We start from the raw sequence: 21068 nt of genomic DNA, 5'->3' as shown, positions 1-21068 counted from the left end.
ATCAGCCACCAACACAAACTTCAAAAAGCAGGTATATCAGCAACCTCTTTTTCAGGTGGGATACGTTATCGTTTCTAAAACAATACTGATATTAACTTAGATAAAAAGGGCAGTATAAGATACTGCCCTTTTTTATAATAATTCTATTCACGAAACCTATATTCTTTTATCCCTAAAACTCCTCATTCGCCTTCTTTTTTATCAAGAGATAAAAACACTATTAAACGAATGCGAAAATAAAGAACATAAAATTACAAATGATCTCTATTAACAATAGGATACCTTTTGCGATGCATGTAAAAAATACAAAGATCTAAAAAGAAGAATAAAAATTTCTCCATAAAGAAAATAATAAGTTACATCCCCTCTTTACTAAAGTGGCATTAATGTATCAAAAACGATAACGCAATTTTCCAGAAAAAGATGCTCCAGATATGCCGCTTTTTGATAATCTTTGCTGATAACTAGCATCACCATGAACAAGAATATTCTCAGTTAACTGCATATTAACACCTAAACCACCCTCAATAGCAGATCCCATAGAATCAAGGTAAAAAGTATCACCAACTTCTATGCTATCGCTATGCTTAAGAGTTTTTATAACATCCATTTTTCCATAATAAGAAATGAAATTATTCTTTCCAATAACAGGAACAGTTTTAGTTAAACGACCACCTATACGCACTAACCATTGACTAGGATCCTTCATATTAACTTTAAGGTTATCACTATCTAAAATAGTATCAAACATCAAACGTTGATAAGCAATTTGTGCCTGCGGTTCAAAAGATAAACCTTTAACACCAGTTGCTAATTTGTGACCAATAATTGCAGATAAATTTAACATCTTTGTATCATCAAGTTTTGCTACATTATTGACAACAGCAGTTTTAATATGCCCTTTTACAAGGCCATAAGAAAAGAGTGTATTCATATACAAATTTTTATCATGCTGCATATTACTAAAAACTGAAATCGAATACTTATCAAGGATACTTTTAGCAGAATCCTTCATATCTTTTGGAGTAAAAGATAGTTGACCATAAGTCCCAAACAGACCAACACGCGCAACCATATTTCTACTTTCAAAAGAACTTAACACAATACCAGTTTGTAGAGCAGCATAACCTATATCCGCACCATAACCATATTGTAATGGATTGCGAATAGATGAGAAAGCTACTACATTACCATAAGAGGATAAGAAGAATGCATTCTTCTTATTGTTTTCATTGGCTAATGACAGTATCCGTAGAGATGCATTTTGCTGATTGATATCAGAGAAACCAGCAGAGAATAAAGCATTTGGCATAACCAAATAACCAGCCATTTGTGGGACAAGAGCTTTCACTTGTGATTCAGAATCAACATAATCATTTTTTAAATTGAACTTCAGAATACTAGTAGAACCTGTTTGCTTATTGCTAACCTTACTAGATGTAGTATTAAGAATATACTTATAAGGCAAGCCACCCATCGCAGTATAGCCATGAGCTAATTGGAAAGAATCTTCATTTGCATGTCCATGAACCTCAACAATCGTATAGTCTGACCTCTCTGAGCCATTTCCGGCATTTGCACCAGTCTGATTTCCATTTGCATTAGTCTGATTCCCAACGTAATTAATATGGACTGTAGTAATACCCTCTACATCAGCCTCAATTATAAGTTTATCAGAATCGTTCAATCCCGTATTAAAATAAACATTCGCATCATTAACCGCGCTATACTTTGCAACACCACCTGAGTATGGAGCCTTTATGCGCAAAGTTTGGTAAATATTTTTAAAAAATCCTTTTTTTTGATCGAACACAATAGCACTGTTATTAAGTACAAGCATATGCAAAACAGATTCTTGCCGTTCCGCTCCCGTTGGAGAAGACGCTTGCTTATTCTTAACAACTCTTTTGCTAATAACTGGTATGATCCATTTTGACCCATTTTGAAGAGTTAAAAATGAATATTGCTCTCCGGCAGCTTCTGCCTGACCTTCTAAAACAGAATGATCTGCATTAACTCTCAACATGTCACTATACTGAATACTTTCTCCATCACTTTCCCCACCATTTTGTCTAACGTTTCTTATTACACTGTTGCTTCTTAATAAAAGCCTAGAACGAATTTCTGAATTATTAAGGATTACAATACCTGATCCTAATGCCTCAATGCCTACGTCAGATAAAATTTTTGTATCGGTAAGATGTACCTGACTTGGAGGAAAGAATAGGCTATCTTTTGTGTTTTTGCCGCTGCTCCTGTACTCTTTTGCTCTTTCTCTTGCAACGAGCCATGCTCTCTCTTTGTAATCATATCCGAAAAAAATACCATAGCCCAAATGATCATTCTTCCCAGTATCAATGCCGTTAACTTTTATAGTTGAATCTTTAAAATACATTCTACTTCCATATGCAGGCATTATACCTATAATGCCCGTTCGTAAATTAATTCCTGTAGCATCGAATTTCGGAGAATCAGACGCAATTCCAATATATTTTGATACAAGTTCTTCTCCATTAATTACAACAGGAACACCCTTTGTAATGATTGCAACCTTGCTATTGCTAATAAAACTTGTATTACCTTTCTTTACTTCTGCTAAGCTTATACTTAAAGCACAAACTATATTAAGTAAAAATGATACAATTAAACACAATACCTTATTCATAACCAAACTGACCATCCTATGTGAAAGTTAAACTCAATATGGATTTAGTATAAAAAATATTTATTGTCAAAGTCGAAAAACTTAGTTGTCATTTCCACTAGAGACATGTTAGTAACTAATAATTTCAAATAAATTCAATCATTTAATATATTTATTATGACTGTTGACTTATTTTGATAATTAGCATCATAATGGATTTTAATTAAAATTATTGTTTATTTACAACATTTTCTGAAACTGAGCTTACAGCGAACAATAGTGCTAATCTTTTACTGAAAATAATATCAGAAGCGATTGATTTTATACCAACTATTTTATTTGAGTATAATGTTACAAGCGAAATTGTTATGAAACGAATACGATCTCCATTTATAATAAATGGAAAACTTAACTAAAGGTTTATCAAGATTTATGAAATGTTAGCGATTTAGTATAGGTTCAATAATAACGAATAACGAACACAACCGGTTTAGTCATTTACGACGTTTCTCAAATCAGTCTTACAGATTCAAATACTGAATGTTCAAGTAGTAATAAATTATATTTCTATTAAAATAATTTTATTAAAACAATTAATATAATAAAACTAATTTATAAGCTAAATATAACTTTAAAAAGATCTTATTAAGCTTCCAACTAATAAATTCCATCCATCGATTAATACAAAAAAAAGAATTTTAAATGGTAGAGAAATAACCGTTGGTGGCAACATCATCATTCCCATTGACATTGTCAACGTGGCTACAACAAGATCTATTACTAAAAAAGGAAGAACAATAAGGAAACCTATTTCAAATCCGCGACGTAATTCAGAAATCATAAAAGCAGGAATTAAAACTCGAAAATCAATATCAGAGCCTGTTTTAACTTGCAGAGAGGAATCAGAGAGATCAACAAATAAATCAAGATCTTTCTCACGAACCTGTGATATCATAAATTCTCGAAAGGGCTGACTAATTTTTTCTATCGCTTGTTGTTCACTGATTTTGTTACTTACTAAAGGTTGTACTCCCTGCTCCCATGCCGTATTAAATGTCGGAGCCATTACATAAAAGGACATAAATAAAGCTAATGAGATCATCACAAGATTAGAAGGCGTTGTTTGTAACCCTAAACCTGTCCGCAACAGCGAAAAAGCAATAGCAAAACGAGTAAAACTAGTGACCATGATTAATAAACCAGGAGCCACTGATAAAATAGTCAATAAGCCGAAGAGTTGAACAATCCGTCCACTAATTGAGCCTTCAGGATAAGAAAATAATCCAGCAAGACCACTAGCATTTTCAGCACCTGTTTTTTGCGCAAAAGCGAATGTTGTTGTTAACAACAATATCATCAATATAAAACCGCCAAGCTGCTTCATTGTTCTACTACCAAGCTTGAAATCAAAATATTACTTACTTTATCACCAGAACGAATTCTAGCACGATCTAAAAGATCAGTACGCAAATTCATTAACCCCGATGGCCCTTTGATCTGATCGATCGTAACTTGTCGCAAAAACGCTAAAAAATCATTTGATATATCCGCTGTCAGAGTAGCTTCAATATTCTCATCAGGCTTAATAACTAAAGAGACCTCCATTCGAATCCAAGCATTTTCTGGTACTGCAATATTGGTCAAAATAGGAGGCAGAATAACAATATGAGAATCAGCAGCAATAAGATTCTCTGGAATTTTGGTCACTGGTAATTCTTTAAAATTACTAGAAGTTGGCGCCATTTCCCGACTCACCCATGCTCCTAAAAACCACCCAGAAGCCACAGCAACCAATGTCAAAACAAATATAACAACCAGGAAGATTTTCAAACTATTTTTTTGTTGCACAATGTTTTTTTCTTTTTTCGGCTCTTCTGCCATAAAAATTCCCTGTTACATAAATCTTGTTATATAAACAATGCAATAAAAGTTACTTTCGATAATCTTCTATTTTTTGATAATTAACAATAAAATTAAAAACTTATATACTCATTCTTTAAAAAGGTGCAATCTGATTGAGCAATTGCTGACCATAAGGAGGTTGTTGTATTTCACTCATACGTCCACGGCCTCCATATGAAATGCGCGCTTCAGCAATTTTATCATAGTCAATCATATTATTGCCTGAAATATCACGTGGACGAACCAATCCTGCAATATTGAGAATACGCAATTCATTATTAACCCGAACTTCCTGTGAACCATTAATGACCAAATTACCATTTGGCAAAACATCTGTTACAATAGCTGCAATAGACAAACGAATATTTTCTTGTCGTTCTACCTTAGTATCCCCTTTAGACTGACTCGATGACTCACCTTCAATACTACCAGCAAGCTTATCCATAAATGAATATCCGGCTCCAATTGTATATTTGGAACTGGAATCACGTTTTAAATCACTTTTATTGTTCAAACTAGCACGATCATTAATGAAAATTTGCACAGTCAAGACATCACCCGGCTTCATTGCACGAGGATCGCGGTAAAAGCTATTAGCGCTTGAACGATAAAGCGAATATCGACTTTCACTTGGTGCTGGTGGATAAACACTTGCTGTATGCGAAGAAGCATATCCTAAATCAGCACGAACCGGTGAAAAATTTGGTGCTGAATTAAAATCTTTCACATTATAAGAACAACTGGCCAATATTATAGCAATGGCAGTCAATTCAATTGCTACACACAAAAAAGAAGAGTATTTATTTTTACTTTTTATCCGTTTTACTTGCATAATTATCTTATCTTTACTTCTATCGCGCTTATTTCTTTTCTGTCGATGCTTGTTGTGCACTCATTAATATTTGAGTTAATTCAGCTGATTTTTCAGGCGGTAATTCATTCATAATGGCACTTGATACTTTAGGATTTAATTTAAGTACAAGCGAAGCTGCAACAAGATCGTTCATCAAAGCCAATTGAGCAGCTGCAGCATCAGGGCGCATTTTCGTAATAATTTCAACTAAAGAACTCTCTGCCATTGATAAAAACTCATTGCGTTTATTAAGCCAAACTTGATATTCGTTCTGTTTTTCTTCTAAAATCTTCACACGTTCACTAATTTGATCGCGCAATTCTTGTAATTGTTGGCGTTGTAGCTGAAAACGCGCATCTGCTGCCTGACTCCCAATATTGCTACAAAAACGCTCTATCTCTTCTGTATTTATCGCAGATATCCCCTCAGATTTTCTTCCAGACTTTTCTTGTATCAATGAAATAATCGGTGCTTTTGTCTCTACCACAGCCTCTGTTGGCTCCTTCGGCTGAGCTGACTGATGGGATATAGTTTCAATTTTTGGTTTAGTGACTTCAGCAGACACTGGTGTCTGTTCTGCATTCTCTACAGGTGAAGCAATCTTATTTGGTGTAGGAACTGGCACAGGTACATTTTTCACGTACCCCCTCCCGATAGGAAAAGCCATGAATATTGCTATAAATAGAGAAAAAACATAAAATTGTAATTTTATCATTGTACAACAAGCTCCGCATGAAGAGCACCCGAGGTTTTAATTGCCTGCAGAACTGCTATAATTGCTGTTGGTTTGACACCAATTTGATTTAATCCTTTAACGAGATTATCTAAATCGACGCCATTCAAAATACCAATATTAGATGGTGACTGATCAACATCAATTGATGTTCTCGGAACCACAATTGTATCACCTGTTTCACTAAAAGGATTAGGCTGTGAAACACTCGGTTCCTCTGTTACACGTACTGTTAAGCTGCCATGTGAAATAGCAACACGTGAAACGCGCACTTTTTCACCAATAACAACAGTTCCCGTACGTTCATCAACGACTACACGCGCGACCTCATCGGTAGGAATAGGTAATCCTTCAATTTCAGCAATAAAGCGTGCAACTGAAACACTGCGTGGTTTATTTAAAACAATGGTTTTTGCATCACGCTCTCTAGCAACACTTTGTTTATAACGCTTATTAGCAAAAATATTAATTAGATCAGACATACGAACTGCTGTTGAAAAATCAGAATTTCGTAACTCTATAATAATCTCGTTACTATGATTGAAATTTCCATCAACCTTGCGCTCTACAAGTGCACCATTTGGAATACGACCCGATGTAGGTACACCTTGGGTTACACTTTCTGCGGCTCCCTTAGTGCCAAAACCAGAAATAACCATATTGCCTTGTGCCACTGCATAAGTTTTACCATCTGCTCCAAGAAGCGGTGTCATCACTAATGTGCCCCCTTGTAAAGATGTCGCATCTCCCAAAGAAGAAACCGTTACATCAATCCGTGATCCTGGAGTTGCAAAGGGCATCATTTCAGCAGTTACAATAACAGCGGCTACATTATTGATACGCGATGCACCAGCAGGAGGGCTAATTCCTAAATTATCCAGCATAGCCCGCATAGATTGCTCTGTAAAAGGTGCATTTCGTAAAGAGTCACCCGTACCATTTAAACCGATCACCAAACCATAACCCACCAATTGATTAGAACGAACACCCTGAACAACTGCAATATCTTTTAAACGAGCTACTGCACTTGAACGTGCTAAATCTGAATAATGCATCTGTGAAGGATGACCGCCCGAACCTAACCAAGCAGCATCAGCTTCCACTGTAGAGTTATATTGTTCAACATTTTTTCCGCCTTCATCTGCAAATGCTGGAATAAAGAGAACAAAAAAAGACAAGAAATAAGCAAAAAAACGCATAACTATTAAAAACCTACTCTTACATCACCATTTTGCAAAACGGTTCCTGTAACCACACGTCCTGAATCAGAATTGCGAACACGAATGACATCACCAGAAGATCCCGACTGTAAAACAACTCCTAGAGCTGTAATTTGCAAATTATGTGTTTGAAAAATCAACTTTGTTGCCTGACCACGCTCGACCAAAACTGGATCTCCCAAAGAAGAAAGAGACATAGGCCTGCCTGCTGTTAAAGTACGTTTCGCCACCTTATGAAGAATTTGTTTCATATCCGTCACATACAAGGAAGCTGCATCAGATTTAATAAAAAAATGCTTTTCGCTTAAACCTATATCGCTTATACGCTGACCAGCATAAACAGACTTATCAGGAACCAGAAAACTAATCCGATCAGCATAAGCTGCTGTTAATAAAAAAAATGAAAGCAAAAAATTTATAAGCAAAAACGAAAGATTTTTCATACCATTTACCTCAGATTTTTAGAAACAACTGCTGCCATTTCATCTGATGCTTGAATAACTTTAGAATTCATTTCATAAGAGCGCTGTGCTGCAATGAGCTCTGTCATTTCTTTGACTGGATCAACATTAGAAGCTTCAAGCATTGCTTGCATAATGCTGCCATATCCATCCTCCTTTGGATCTCCTGGAACCGGTGCACCAGAAGCTTGTGTCTCACGAAAAAGGTTATCTCCTATTGGCTCTAGACCTACCTCATTAACAAAATTCACTAAACGAAGCCGTCCCGCTTCTACAGCATTAGGATCTGTATCCGTTTGATAATAAATTGTCCCATCAGAACTGACTGTAATATTTTTGCTCCCTATAGGAATAGTAACAACAGGCTGCACTAAATTACCATCTAACGTTATTATCTGCCCTGTTTCACTTAAATTAAAAGCACCTGAACGAGTATAAAAAACATTTCCATTGGGATCTTGTATTTCAAACCAACCATTTCCATTAATAGCCAAATCCAAAGCATTACCAGTTTGCACAAAAGCCCCCTGCGTATTAACCGTACGAACAGCAGCAGTACGCACACCCATCCCAATCATTGCTCCTTCAGGTATAATAGCTTGATTAAGCATATTAGGAACACCAACTGCACGATCTGCAACATACATCAAGTCTGCAAATTCTGCACGCCCACGCTTGAAACCAGTTGTGTTAATATTCGCCATATTATTAGCAATAACATCAAGATTAGTTTGCTGGGCAGCCATACCCGTTGCTGCAATTGACAGTGATTTCATGACCATAATTTTTTCCTATACTTTTCTAAGCACTATTGTGCTCATCCTAAATTTGCATCCGACTTACTTCAAGATATGCTTGTACAAGCTTGTCACGAAGAGCAATAGCTGTACTTAAAGACCGTTCAGCCTCCATTACCGAATTCACAACCTCACGCACACCAACATCACTCCCAGAGATTCTACCTATAGAAAGATTTTCTGCTGTTTGTAATTTTGTACCAACAACTTCTACAACCTCAGATAAAACCTGATCAAAGCTGACTTTGTTTTCTCTTTCAATTATACCAGGCGATATCTGCTGCCCATTAAGACTATTCATTTGTGCACTGCCTTGCCCTAATGAATCAAGAACATTGTGTGACATAACAGAAGTCAATGCTTCAATCATTTTATACACTCCTACAAAATTCAAACTAAAACCATTAATTAAGATGATAAAACACCTTATCCTTTTAATAAATCAATCGTTTGTGAGACTAAATCACGTGCTTGGCGAATTACTTGTAAATTTGCTTCATATGAGCGATTTGCTTCACGCATATCTGCCATTTCTATAATTGAATTCACATTAGGATATTTCACATAACCATTACTATCAGCAGCTAAATGACCAGGTTCATAACGCATAATAAAAGGCGCTTTATCAGTGCTAATACGTGTCACATGCACACCTTGTGCATCAATATAAGGATTAAGCGTTGCTTCAAAACTCACTGTTTTGCGCTGATAAGGTCGAGCACCTGGTGACTTTCCCGTTGAATTGATATTGGCTAAATTTTCAGCAATAACACGCAAACGTGTTGACTGAGCACTCAAACCGGTTGTAGCAATCTGTTCTGCTGCAATAAGGCGATCAGACATCCTTAAGCTCCTCCTCTAACTGTTGCCATTGTCATTCGATGAAAAGCTTTTACAATAGCAGTGTTAAGAGATATTTCGCGACTAATATCTCCTCCTTTACGCATTTCTTCTTCTAAATTGACATCATTACCTGAATGAGTCACTTCCATAATATTTTCAGGACGGATAACATGAGTTTCCATACCATTTTCGGTTATATCCATATGATGAACATTCGTTACAGCCATAGAAATCGTTTTATTTTGTAAAATAGCTGTAAAGTCCTCTACATCACGGGCTTTATACCCAGGTGTATTTGCATTCGCAACATTACTCGCAATCGCCTTTTGACGAACAGATAACCAATCTGCTTGTTTATTTGCCATCTCAAAAAAATTAACCGAATCCATAATTCTTATCCTTTTACTCCAAACCATCATAAGAAAGAAAACTTGTGCGAGACTTGCCTTCGCATTTTTAAATCTACAAGAAAATGAAATCATACCCCGCCCCGCACTATAGATGTCTCTCTACCACACCTTGCTTTTATTAACTATAATAGCAAGACGCTAACTGTCATGAATGAATTAACTTCCTGACTTAATAAACAACATACGCATCACACTCAACCACCGCGATGCCATCCTTCATCTTTTTGAGAAGAGGAATTTTTTACACCTAATCAAGAAAAAAACCTCATCTTGTCCGTTAAGGCTTGACTTAAAATCAATCTATACAGCTTATCATCAATGAAAGAACAACCTTTTCAAACAGTACTCCTTTTTCTATCAGGAGATTCACACAGAACTTTGCAAACATGCTCTTAATTTATCAGACTTATAAGAAAACCGATGAAGCTCTCTAAAACACCTAACGTTGCCTTCTCTAAACAAATCATAAGCCATAAAAAGAAAAAATACTAACCAAACACAAACCTGTACACAACAAAATATAATCTCTTGAAAAAGAATTCTACCTTTTTTCCTATCAGCCGTTATTGACTTTTCAATAATTTAGCCAATTCTTCATAGGGATCAATAATAAGTGGCATATCAGGATTTTGCTTCATTGCAGTATAAACAGCGGGCACTAAAAAGACAGCTTGATCAAGAATATGATCTGTTCCTGGACGATAAGCACCCATAGCACGTAAATCACGTGTTTCTTCATAGCGAAAAATCATCTCTTTCAAATTTTTAACCAATGTACATTGTTCAGGTGTCCAGCTATGAGATGCCAAACGTGAAATAGACGAAAGGATATCAACAGCAGGAAATCGTCCCTGTGCAGCAATAGCACGATCAAGAACAATATGACCATCCAAAATCCCACGAATAGTATCAGCAATAGGATCATTATGGTCATCACCATCAACCAATACTGCATATACACCCGTAATAGATCCTTTCCCTTCCCTACCAGGACCTGCACGTTCTAACAAACGAGGCAATTCACTAAAAACTCGTGGAGGAAATCCACGTGAAACAGGGGGCTCATGAGCAGTAATAGCAATTTCTCTGGCTGCTAACGCATAACGTGTAATAGAATCGACAACAAGCAAAACATTATCCCCTAAAGAAGAAAAATATTCAGCAATTGTTGTAGCCATAATTGGAGCTAAACGCCGCATCATTGGGCTTTCATCACCTGTTGCAATCACCCCAATCAATTTGTGTAATTTATCTTGTAATATATCATCAAGCATATCACGCACTTCACGACCACGCTCTCCTGTAAGCGCTAAAACAACGGTATCAAAATGATCAGCTTGCATCATCATAGACAAAAGAGTCGACTTCCCTACCCCAGAACCAGAAAAAATTCCAATGCGCTGCCCAAAACACAGGGGCGTGAAAATATCAATAACCTTAACGCCCGTACGCAATCCTGCACCCACACGCGCACGTTTCAATGCTGGAGGTGCATAAGTCTCAATCGCCACATTTCGCGGACCAGAAGACATCTCCCCCTTGCCATCAATAGCCTCACCAAAAGCATTAACAATCCGTCCACACCAAGAGCGATCTGGGGCAACAAAAAGAGGACCTTTTGGAAAAACAGAAGCAGAAAGTATAGGAACAACAGTCTCATCATAAGGTTTAATTAAAGCGCTTTCTTCATTAACACGAATAATTTCACCTCGTAGAAGCTGTGTATCACACTCAATACACACTGTATCACCCAATAAGACAGATTGTGATAAACCACGTGCAACTAATGTTCCCCGTGCTACATCACTAATAACCCCACCTTGACTCACAAGGTGAGAACAACGATCGTTTTTACGTTTTGCAAAATCAAGCAATCGAGTTAAAGCAGTAGGAGAAGGAGTTGTCTCAATTATGTCAGCATTTGCTGACTCTTTGAAAAAATTTGCCATACCAGCTGATTCCTCAGCATTAGGATCAATGTCTTTTGCATCAGTAAGAGAAGAATTTATAACTGTATCAGTTTTTGGCATAGCATTGACTAAAACAACTTCTGGCATAGAACCATTTTTACTCTCTAGCATTGTACATACTCTTTAACATAAAACTTCTATGATCAAATATTTATATTTTTCCACTTAGAATTTGAATAGATTTAGAACGCATTTCTTCTTGCTGACGAAGCATTGATTCAACACGTTCAAAAGCACGGCTTACTTCAATAAGACGAGTCATCTCTACCACACCATTCACATTCGAGCTTTCAATATATCCTTGCACAACACCATCACCGTTTCCCTCTTCTGACTGAAAAGCAGCTCTATCAGGAATCACAGAAGAATTCGGTCCATAACGCAACTGGGTACCTGGCTGAAATTGAAATAAACCAATTTTTCCAACAAAAGCATTGTCCTGATAGATACTCCCATCACTTACAATGCGTAGTGTTCCCCCTACTGGATTAAGCTGAATTGGCGCACCCCCCTCGTCTAAAAAAGGCAACCCTGTCACAGAAACCAATCCTCCTTCTGGAGTCATGATCATTCGTCCATCACGAGTATAAACTTGTCCGAAAGATGCTTGCATAGAAAAATAGGAGTCGCCTGTTACAGCAATATCAAGTGCATTACCCGTTTGTATCAAAGAACCACGATCAGTGGAAATATATCCTTTGCCAGCACTTGTGAAAAAAACACGATCCCCCTGTTCATGTGCAACAGAAGACACTAATGTATCGAACTTCATACCACCCGCGCGAAAACCTGGTGTATTCACATTCGCCATATTTTGCGCAATAGTTTCCATTCGCCGTTCCAAACCAATTTGGCCTGAAACACCCACATAAATCGGATTTTGCATATACCTAGTCCCTTTTCTGGAATCTTACTAACGACTTACTTACAGACCACCCTGTTTGAAAAATTGTAAAGCCATTATTGTTTCATTTGAAAAAGCTAACCCTCTGCCTACATTTGCCCCTTGCAAAATCGTTAAAGCGGGATTAACAACTGTTTGATTTTGAACATCATACATAGCAGAAAATTTTGCAATGAGGTGTTCCAATTTCTTTGGATCTTGTAAATCCTTAAGCGACATACGTGACTCTAACAAAGATTTTTGCGCTTCAATTGGCGATGTAAGCACATTCTCAGAAATATTGAAGGCCTTAAAAATAACAGCAGACAAAGCTTTATCACTAAGGATCTGGTAAGCCCAATTTTTTTCTGTCAGAATATTATCCTTCACCATTCCGCCAACAGTTCGAGTGAAATACAAAGCAAGACGTGTTCCCTCATTAACTTGTCCAGCTTCAACTTCCAATGTTTGTTGCATATATTTATTCACTGTAATCGTTTTTGCGCTCTCTCTTTGTGTCGCTTTTTCACCATATTTGCTAAAATTAAATGCCTCTGCAAATTGCTGATAACGCTTATCTACTAATTGAGAAGCGTACTGAGGATCTGAAAGCACCTTACGAATCATGCCTTTAGCAAAAATCATATCTTCCAATCCATAAGCTTTCATAGCATAATTATAGATCTTATCATTTGCCAAAAAATCATCAACTGATTTCACACCAATAATATGCTTAACATAATAGTCTGTCTCACGCTTAACTTGTGGCGTTTGGAAAAGCCGATCAAACGTTTGTTTCATATTATCAATTGTACTTCTGTAACTCGTATATGTGCTAATCATAGAAAATCCCTCTCTACACAAACCCCCACTTAAAGCATAAAACTTGTCTAAAACTTATGATAAAATCATTTTGTTATTATTAATAAGAACTATTTTACAAGTCTTTGTTAATAGATTAAATGCTTTTTATTTTATATTATTATATCTCTTAACACTTTTTTATAATATTAAGCAAATAAATGGTAAGTTTTACACAAGCATAAATATTTATATTTCCACAAAAATTGAAAATAAGGAGCTCACGGCCTTGGGTGTTATTATAGGATTAGTGATTATTTTTGGATGCATACTTGGTGGTTATGTCGCTATGGGAGGGCATATTGATGTTTTAATACAACCATGGGAATTTGTTATCATTTTAGGCTCAGCTATTGGAACATTTATTGTTTCCAATCCTTTTTCTGCTATTAAAGATACACTAAAAGCAACAATAGAAGCAATGAAAGATGCTGTCCCAAAACAAAAAGATTTTTTATCACTATTGGGTTTACTCTATGTGCTTATGCGCGAAATGCGTTCAAAGTCAAGATCTGAAATGGAAGCTCATATTGACAATCCGAAGGAATCTACACTCTTTCAGCAATATCCTCTGATCTTAAAAGATGAATCTTTAACCAATTTTATTTGTGACTATTGCCGTCTTATTGTCATGGGTAATACACGCCATTTTGAAATTGAAGCTTTAATGGATGAAGAAATTCACACAATTTCATACGATTCTCAAAAACCCTATCAAGCGATGCAAAATATGGCTGATGCTCTTCCAGCTCTTGGAATTGTCGCAGCTGTTTTAGGTGTAGTTAAAGCCATGGGAGCTATTAGTGAACCACCAGAAGTCTTAGGACACTTGATTGGAGCTGCTCTTGTAGGAACCTTTGCTGGCATTTTTTTTGCCTATGGTATCTTTGGCCCTCTAGCTTCAAAAATCAAAACAGTGCGTAATAAAAAAGTGCGTATTTACATTGTTGTTAAACAAACATTGTTGGCATACATGAATGGCGCAATACCCCAAATAGCACTTGAATACGGTCGTAAAACCATCTCAGCAAAAGACCGTCCAACAATCGATGTTATGGAACAACATGCAATCGCTGGTCAAGGTACTGAAAAAGAGGCTGCCTAAATATGACTGAACCGATCGAAAAACAAGCAAACGAAGAAAAAGTGCAAGAAGATAAAAAACAAGATGCACTGACCCAACATATTTTGCGTGCGGCAGGCCTATCAAGTGATGATCTCATGTCATTTCAATATGTTTTCCGTGATGCAGCAAGTAATCTTTGTATGCGATTAGGCAATTACACATCTTTAAAATTTACGACAGATGTACAATCGCTTGACACACTCAAAGCAGATCAGATTACTCAAGCGATTGGAACAGAAGCACTTTTGATTTATTTTAATTCTGATCGTTGGGGAGATGATGTTATTTTTGTTCTTGATGCAACACTCGTAGAACTCGCAACAGAAGTGTTTTTTGGGGCTTCAGAACCCATGGTCACAAATCGTAATGGACGCCCTTTTAGCCTAACAGAATGCAAAGTCGGTGCAACTTTTGGAAAATTATTAGCCTATGCATTAGATGGTGTCTTTGGTATCGGTGATGGATCACTTTTAATCTTCAAACAAACATGTAAAGCACAAGAATTTAATGCAGAAACATTTAACCAATCACAAATGTTTTCCTGCACGCTCGGAGTTAAATGCGGTGAAGTGGAAACACGCGTAAATATTTTAATGCCACGCAGTTGCCACCGCCCTATCCAAGAAGCTGTTACGCGTGCGCTCCGCACTCCTGCAAAACGAACTGATCCCCTTTGGGCCAAACGTTTAAAACAAGAAGTCAGTCGATCACGTGTATGCATTGAAGCTTTTATTCAACAGGGATCAATGACTTTAAATGAATTATCCACCCTCAAAGTAGGGCAGATTTTACCCCTTCCTGCCAATGCTGTAAAACAAATTAGATTACGCAGTGGCAATAAATCACTTTATAAATGCTCCCTTGGTAAAATTGGGACAAGTTTTTCTATCCGAGTTACAAATCCTATTGATGAAGAAGAGGAAATGATTGATGAGTTGGTTCATGTTTAATTTTGTAAGTGCACTTTTGGCTTTGGTCTCATTAAGTGTTTTGATTATTACAATACGCAAACTCGCTGCCACTATCCAAATGGGACGTGAGCTCGCAAAACAAGTTCAAATGGGCACAGCTTGTCTTGACCAAGCCCTTGCAACCCTGCGTGAAGAACATCAAGAATTCCGAGATGAAAATAAAAAAATGGATGCACGTATGATTGAATCCACACGTATTCGGCGTGATATTGACCGTTCGATCTCCCATATGGAAAATGTCCGTGATCAATTGAAAAGCGATTTCAATCAATTCCGCGGCATTTTAGCCGCGCAAGCTCATGGGCCCTCTGTAACATCTAGTGCAATACCTACTCTTCGCGGGCAACCTATTGTTCCTAAAAGCCTACCTGTTTTTGTGCAACGCAAAGTTCATAAAACTCCTCTTAACAACAAAATACAACTTTAAAAAACAAAATTTTAAAACCTTTAATGGTAGAAAAAATAATACGGTGACAGAATGACAAATGACATAAACAAACCCGAAATTCCTAAAGGAATCAATCCTACAGCAACACCCAATCTTACAACACCAAAAATTGGAGAAGGTATAGCACCGAAACCCGGAATGCCAGGAAGCTTTGGAGCTGGAGCACCACTATCAGGAACCGCGAAGCCTACTCCTGGAGCAAAACCAGGTGCTCCCGCTTTTGGAGTTGGCGCCGCAGGAAAAACAACTATTGGAAGTTCAAGCGCTTCAAAAGCACCCCAAAACGCAGGTGACACATCCAGTAATACAGAACTCATTATGAGTATTCCTGTTGAAGTTCAAGTGGTGCTTGGTTCAACAACTATGCCAGTCTCGACCTTAATGGATTTAGGAAGAGGTGCAGTTATTACACTTGACAAACAAATTGGAGATCCTATTGATATCGTCGTTAATGGCCGTATTATCGCTCGCGGCGAGGTCATTGTTCTAGAGGATGATCCTTCTCGTTTTGGGGTTAGTCTTACCGAAATTATTGATAAATAACTGATTTCAAATCTTATGAAAGACAAATATGACGCAGGCAAAGCAAACAAAAACTACAGAAGAACTCAATGCTGTATCAGAGGATATACCCTCTGATAGAGAGAGCTCTTCGACAATTATCGATACGCTTTCTGGACAACAAAAGGTTGCAGCTCTGCTTGTTGCTTTAGGAAAACCTGCTGCTGCACGTCTTTTAAAACACTTTACACCAGATGATTTACGCCGTCTTAGTGGGCAAGCACATACCTTACCCAATATTTCTCTTGCTGATTTTGAAATTTTAGTTCGTCAGTTCGAAGATGCTTTTGCAGAAGGTGTCTCGTTTTCAGAAGCAGGTGCAAAGTTCGATAATTTAATACAGGAAACATTGCCAGAAGACGAAGCTGCGTTAATTTTTGATCCTTCAAAAGCACCAACACTGCCTCAAGAAAGTATTTGGGATATCATTAAAAAATTAAACATTGATGTTTTACAAAAGCATCTTGCACAAGAGCATCCACAAGTAGTCAGTTATATTATTTCTCGTGTTCCTTCTGAAACAGCAGCAAAAATTTTGATGGCGCAACCAATGTCCATGCGTAGTAATCTTACACGCAGAAGATTACACCTACGCGCAGTTTCGCCAGAAATAGAAACGCTTCTTGATCAAGCGCTGCGACCTGCACTCCTAAAGAACAATGACGAAGGAGACAAAGCACATCACAATCAAGTGGCTGTCATTTTTAATGAGCTTGATAAAGAAGATATTGACGAAATGTTGGCAAATCTCGATAATCTAAATCCAGAAGATATAGAAAAAATCAAAGCAAAGCTTTTTGTTTTCGAAGATATTCCGCGTTTGACAGAACGAGCACGATTGCTTCTTTTTGATGGAATTGCAGCCGATACTATCATTACAGCTTTACGTGGTGCAAAAGACCTTATGAGAGAACTTATTCTGAATTCTCTTTCACAACGGACACGCCGCATGGTAGAAACAGAGCTTTCTACAGAGAATGAATCTATTCAACAAGAAGCTATTATTAATGCACGCCGTAGCATTGCTCAAACAGCTATTAAATTATCAGAACAAGGAACAATAAACCTTTTAGGTGAAGAAGGAACGTCCTAAAGGACGCACTGAACCAGCATGTCAGATGAAAAACCCGATAAAGAAAGTCAAACAGAAGAACCAACCGAATATAAAATTCGTAAAGAAGAAGAAAAAGGAAATCTTCCTTTTTCTCGTGAATTACCTATCTTTGCTTCACTTGTAAGCTTTAGTCTCATTTGCGTTTTTATCTCTTTTCCAGCTATTTCAAAACTTACATATTTTTTGGTCCAGTGGCTTGAACGTCCAGAATCCTGGCGTATTAATACTGCAGAAGATGTCAAACACTTGATTTATTTAGTAGGTGGAAGTGTAGGATTAGCCTTAGCCCCTATCTTAATTTTTATTCCCTTACTTAGCATTACTGCATCAGCGGTACAGAATATACCAAGATTTATCATAGAGCGTATTCGTCCACAATGGTCGCGTATTTCTCCTGCCAATGGATTTAAGCGAATCTATAGTAAAGCAGGATTAGTTGAATTTTTAAAATCACTTACCAAACTTATTGGTGTTAGTCTAATTATTTATTTGATATTTTTCAAAAGCAACACAATTTTCATTAATGCACTTTTAACAGATGCATCAGCTTTACCAAAATATATTCATAAAGAATTGATTAACCTATCCCTCTCTTTTACTACAGCCGTTATTGCTCTTGTGGGTTTAGACATCGCATGGTCACGTTTTCACTGGCGTCAACAATTACGCATGACCAAACAAGAAATTAAAGAAGAACATAAAAACCTTGAAGGAAACCCTGTGGTTAAAGCACGAATGCGTTCCTTATCACGAGACCGTATCCGCCGCCGAATGATTGCCAATGTTCCTACAGCAACCCTTATTGTAACAAACCCTACTCACTTCTCTGTTGCTTTACGCTATAAACCACCGCTTGATTATGCACCAGTTGTAATTGCAAAAGGGCAAAATATCTTAGCATTACATATTCGTGAAATTGCCATAGAACATGACATCCCCATTTTTGAAAATATCACTTTAGCACGAACGCTGTACAAACAAGTTGAAATCGACCAAACAATTCCAACAGAATTATATGAAAGTGTTGCCGCTTTAATTCGTTTTATTAACAATCAAAAAAATTACTAAAATAATAATTTATTAATTTTCTTTTTTAAAATTTAACAATAAAAAGAAAGAATTAATCAATAATGTTTAAACAATGATATAAAGTTAAAAGATGAAAAAAGATTATATAATTGAAATTCGTGAAATGGTTCTGGCAAAACAGGTTGCGCAATTTATTCCAGAACTACGATTAATTGACGTAGGTGACTTTATTGCCTGTATCCATACTGAACGCTTCAATTATCTTTCTGATCTCATTGAGAGTGCAACAGAATTGCGTTTTTATCCTCATACAATGCGTTTTGCCCGTAACGCAAGTTATGAACTGGATTGGAATACCACGCCCAACATATTACTTCACATGGAGTTTTCTAATGAAGGAGTTAGTGCTTTTTTCCGCATCTTTATGTCTGCTGAAGAATTTGGAGTTGAGCTGGATAATTGTATTTTTGATAATCCTTCTGATGAAGAAAGCAATACCAGCGCTTTCATGAATGCGCTCAATAATGCACGAATACAAAAACCACTTACGCATTAAAACAAAACTACATTTATCTAAAAGTGTTTACTCACAAAATGAAAAAATTATGCGTAAAAAATTCTCTTCTCTTCACAAATAAGTAAAAGCTTAAAACACTTTGCATTTTAGAAATAGATCTGAAACCTGAATGCAAACCGATAAGGTAAGTTGAAACACTTTTGATGCTATTCTATTTTTGATGATCCAATCTCACATTTCTTGAAAAAAGAAACCTTCACATAATACTTTTATAAATTGTTGTTCATCTTTCAGATCAAATTAATGCAGAAGCATGCAATAAGAATAAAAAAAATCAAAAAAGTCTTAAATTTTTTCCACAATAAGTATGTGATTAATTTCTTATAGATATAAACTTTATTCACAATTCATATAATCACTTTAGATAGTAACGGCTAATTTTTATAATATTTATTATAAGATTTAAGAATAAATATTCGTAAATATAATAGAGATAAGAATGTTAAGTATACTGGCTATAAAGGCTAGGTTGATTATAAATTCTCCAATGAGAGTAGACCTGTTTTTATGAATCCTATAAATTTTTAGTTTAGAGATATCAAATTTTAATGCTTACGCAGAGCATTAAGAGTGATACACAAACTGATAAAAATTAATTAACAGATTTGTAAATTTGTTTTTTATATTTTATTGCCTTAAAAAACTAACAAACATTTTTACCGAGTGTTTTTCATGCCACGTATTTTATCAACTGAAAGATAGTTAAACTGTTTGACAAGCAAATCTTTCAGAACAGCTTTTGAAAAACGTTGATTGACATCATCAATAATCCGTTCTTTGATCATTTCAAATTTTACTTTTTCGATTTCACGCACATCAGAATAGCTGCCCCAAAAATATTGAAAAATAGTATCATTAATCAAGATCCCTACAGGAATAGATATCTCTTTTTCAGCTGTTTTATCTACTATATAGGCAAGCTGCACAATGATATACCCCTGTACATCACCATCAACCAAAATCGGAACACTCATGATTTCCGTATTATTAGAACCAATCTCTACAGCAATGGGTACGGTCTTTTCCGACTTATTAGGATCAACTGCATTCACTTTAAGGCTAAAGACTAAAGCGCCCAAAGCCACTAAACAAACCCACAAGCCCATTGCAATCATTCTAATCATCTACAATGCCCAGCACTAACCAAAACTGGATCATAAGTTCCATCTGTTTCTGCAGCGCGAGCAGCAACCTGCATAATTTGAGACAAATCTTTTACTGCCTCCAGATGAATACGAAGAAGCTCACTATTACGGTTTAATTTTTCTTGTAAATCTGTTAACAAGCGCTGTACCTCAATTTCAATATCCTGATCCATATAACGTTTTACATCGCTCATTGATTTATTAAGATCACGCAAACCACGTGTTTTACGCAAATTAATTTCTTCATAATCTGGAGCACCGTGATTTTCCAGCATATTGCTTTCATAGTCAACAACTTCTGATAACCCCTTAATGGCAGCATTAAATTTAGTCATTGCCCAATCACGGCCAATGAGATTATTGTTAAGAATTTTTGTTTTCAATGCAATATTTTCATCATCATATTGTACTACAGACATTTCCATTCCCCTCTAAAATATTTATTCAATTCTCATCTTAATAAGATGCTCAGTTCGTTTTCATTTGATCCCAACGCATCAAATCTAGTTCATTTTTGCAA

23 protein-coding genes are annotated in these 21068 nt (G+C 36.4%); 7 read left to right on the top strand and 16 right to left on the bottom strand.

The annotated features are described in order from the left end of the window. Positions 1 to 391: 391 nt before the first annotated feature. The 14 genes from M4Z11_RS02340 to M4Z11_RS02275 form a co-directional block, all read right to left on the bottom strand. Positions 392 to 2665: an autotransporter outer membrane beta-barrel domain-containing protein gene (locus M4Z11_RS02340; protein WP_249675661.1), complete on the bottom strand. Its 2274-nt coding sequence runs from the start codon at positions 2663 to 2665 to the stop codon at positions 392 to 394. Positions 2666 to 3275: 610 nt separating this feature from the next. Further along, positions 3276 to 4028: a flagellar type III secretion system pore protein FliP gene (gene fliP / locus M4Z11_RS02335; RefSeq protein ID WP_249675658.1), complete on the bottom strand. Its 753-nt coding sequence runs from the start codon at positions 4026 to 4028 to the stop codon at positions 3276 to 3278. Continuing rightward, positions 4025 to 4525, bottom strand: coding sequence for a flagellar basal body-associated FliL family protein (locus M4Z11_RS02330; protein ID WP_249675655.1), 501 nt, complete (start codon positions 4523 to 4525; stop codon positions 4025 to 4027). The genes fliP and M4Z11_RS02330 overlap by 4 nt, the downstream gene beginning before the upstream one ends. A gap of 115 nt (positions 4526 to 4640) precedes the next feature. Beyond that, a complete protein-coding gene (gene flgH / locus M4Z11_RS02325; RefSeq protein WP_409337879.1) occupies positions 4641 to 5378 on the bottom strand; it encodes a flagellar basal body L-ring protein FlgH in 738 nt (245 codons plus the stop codon). Between the two features lie 28 nt (positions 5379 to 5406). Further along, positions 5407 to 6039 (bottom strand): MotE family protein, encoded by a 633-nt coding sequence (locus M4Z11_RS02320; RefSeq protein WP_249675649.1) that lies wholly within the window; start codon positions 6037 to 6039, stop codon positions 5407 to 5409. Positions 6040 to 6110: 71 nt separating this feature from the next. Beyond that, positions 6111 to 7331, bottom strand: a complete 1221-nt coding sequence (locus tag M4Z11_RS02315) for a flagellar basal body P-ring protein FlgI (protein ID WP_249675646.1) — start codon at positions 7329 to 7331, stop codon at positions 6111 to 6113. Between the two features lie 5 nt (positions 7332 to 7336). Then, positions 7337 to 7795 carry a flagellar basal body P-ring formation chaperone FlgA gene (gene flgA, locus M4Z11_RS02310; protein WP_249675643.1) on the bottom strand — a complete coding sequence of 153 codons (459 nt, stop codon included), beginning with the start codon at positions 7793 to 7795 and terminating at the stop codon, positions 7337 to 7339. 5 nt (positions 7796 to 7800) lie between these two features. Then, on the bottom strand, positions 7801 to 8589 hold the full coding sequence (gene flgG, locus M4Z11_RS02305; protein WP_249675687.1) for a flagellar basal-body rod protein FlgG: 789 nt from the start codon (positions 8587 to 8589) through the stop codon (positions 7801 to 7803). Positions 8590 to 8635: 46 nt separating this feature from the next. Next, the gene (gene fliE / locus M4Z11_RS02300; protein ID WP_249675640.1) at positions 8636 to 8980 is read right to left on the bottom strand and encodes a flagellar hook-basal body complex protein FliE; all 345 of its coding nucleotides are present in this window, start codon (positions 8978 to 8980) and stop codon (positions 8636 to 8638) included. 56 nt (positions 8981 to 9036) lie between these two features. Next, positions 9037 to 9453 carry a flagellar basal body rod protein FlgC gene (flgC, locus tag M4Z11_RS02295; RefSeq protein WP_249675637.1) on the bottom strand — a complete coding sequence of 139 codons (417 nt, stop codon included), beginning with the start codon at positions 9451 to 9453 and terminating at the stop codon, positions 9037 to 9039. Between the two features lie 2 nt (positions 9454 to 9455). Next, on the bottom strand, positions 9456 to 9842 hold the full coding sequence (gene flgB, locus M4Z11_RS02290) for a flagellar basal body rod protein FlgB (RefSeq protein ID WP_249675635.1): 387 nt from the start codon (positions 9840 to 9842) through the stop codon (positions 9456 to 9458). Positions 9843 to 10426: 584 nt separating this feature from the next. Continuing rightward, positions 10427 to 11944, bottom strand: coding sequence for a FliI/YscN family ATPase (locus M4Z11_RS02285; RefSeq protein WP_249675632.1), 1518 nt, complete (start codon positions 11942 to 11944; stop codon positions 10427 to 10429). 40 nt (positions 11945 to 11984) lie between these two features. Next, on the bottom strand, positions 11985 to 12719 hold the full coding sequence (gene flgF / locus M4Z11_RS02280; protein ID WP_249675630.1) for a flagellar basal-body rod protein FlgF: 735 nt from the start codon (positions 12717 to 12719) through the stop codon (positions 11985 to 11987). Between the two features lie 39 nt (positions 12720 to 12758). Further along, positions 12759 to 13559, bottom strand: a complete 801-nt coding sequence (locus M4Z11_RS02275; RefSeq protein ID WP_249675628.1) for a DUF1217 domain-containing protein — start codon at positions 13557 to 13559, stop codon at positions 12759 to 12761. A gap of 247 nt (positions 13560 to 13806) precedes the next feature. Between M4Z11_RS02275 and motA the strand changes: the two genes are divergently transcribed. From motA to M4Z11_RS02240, 7 genes are all read left to right on the top strand, one after another. Then, positions 13807 to 14682: a flagellar motor stator protein MotA gene (gene motA / locus M4Z11_RS02270; RefSeq protein WP_283772487.1), complete on the top strand. Its 876-nt coding sequence runs from the start codon at positions 13807 to 13809 to the stop codon at positions 14680 to 14682. Positions 14683 to 14684: 2 nt separating this feature from the next. Then, a complete protein-coding gene (locus tag M4Z11_RS02265) occupies positions 14685 to 15653 on the top strand; it encodes a FliM/FliN family flagellar motor switch protein (RefSeq protein WP_249675626.1) in 969 nt (322 codons plus the stop codon). Then, the gene (locus tag M4Z11_RS02260) at positions 15646 to 16101 is read left to right on the top strand and encodes a BAB2_0123 family type IV secretion system effector (RefSeq protein WP_249675624.1); all 456 of its coding nucleotides are present in this window, start codon (positions 15646 to 15648) and stop codon (positions 16099 to 16101) included. Before M4Z11_RS02265 ends, M4Z11_RS02260 begins: the two co-directional genes overlap by 8 nt. Before the next feature lie 129 nt (positions 16102 to 16230). Beyond that, the gene (gene fliN / locus M4Z11_RS02255) at positions 16231 to 16665 is read left to right on the top strand and encodes a flagellar motor switch protein FliN (RefSeq protein WP_409337880.1); all 435 of its coding nucleotides are present in this window, start codon (positions 16231 to 16233) and stop codon (positions 16663 to 16665) included. A gap of 28 nt (positions 16666 to 16693) precedes the next feature. Continuing rightward, the gene (locus tag M4Z11_RS02250) at positions 16694 to 17776 is read left to right on the top strand and encodes a flagellar motor switch protein FliG (protein ID WP_249675623.1); all 1083 of its coding nucleotides are present in this window, start codon (positions 16694 to 16696) and stop codon (positions 17774 to 17776) included. A gap of 18 nt (positions 17777 to 17794) precedes the next feature. Next, complete coding sequence (gene flhB / locus M4Z11_RS02245; protein WP_249675621.1) at positions 17795 to 18865, top strand: flagellar type III secretion system protein FlhB; 1071 nt, start codon at positions 17795 to 17797, stop codon at positions 18863 to 18865. A gap of 91 nt (positions 18866 to 18956) precedes the next feature. After that, on the top strand, positions 18957 to 19382 hold the full coding sequence (locus tag M4Z11_RS02240) for a BspJ family T4SS effector nucleomodulin (RefSeq protein WP_249675619.1): 426 nt from the start codon (positions 18957 to 18959) through the stop codon (positions 19380 to 19382). 677 nt (positions 19383 to 20059) lie between these two features. On the opposite strand, the gene M4Z11_RS02235 is transcribed toward M4Z11_RS02240, so the two are convergent. After that, positions 20060 to 20527, bottom strand: a complete 468-nt coding sequence (locus M4Z11_RS02235) for a hypothetical protein (RefSeq protein WP_249675617.1) — start codon at positions 20525 to 20527, stop codon at positions 20060 to 20062. After that, complete coding sequence (locus tag M4Z11_RS02230; RefSeq protein WP_249675616.1) at positions 20524 to 20967, bottom strand: flagellar protein FlgN; 444 nt, start codon at positions 20965 to 20967, stop codon at positions 20524 to 20526. The genes M4Z11_RS02235 and M4Z11_RS02230 overlap by 4 nt, the downstream gene beginning before the upstream one ends. Between the last annotated feature and the right edge of the window lie 101 nt (positions 20968 to 21068).

The sequence above is a fragment of the Bartonella bilalgolemi genome (assembly GCF_023500045.1).
In the GTDB taxonomy this organism is placed as follows: Bacteria; Pseudomonadota; Alphaproteobacteria; order Rhizobiales; family Rhizobiaceae; genus Bartonella; species Bartonella bilalgolemii.
The sequence above is the reverse complement of the archived record's forward strand: the minus strand, read 5'-3'. Positions and strand labels throughout refer to the sequence as shown.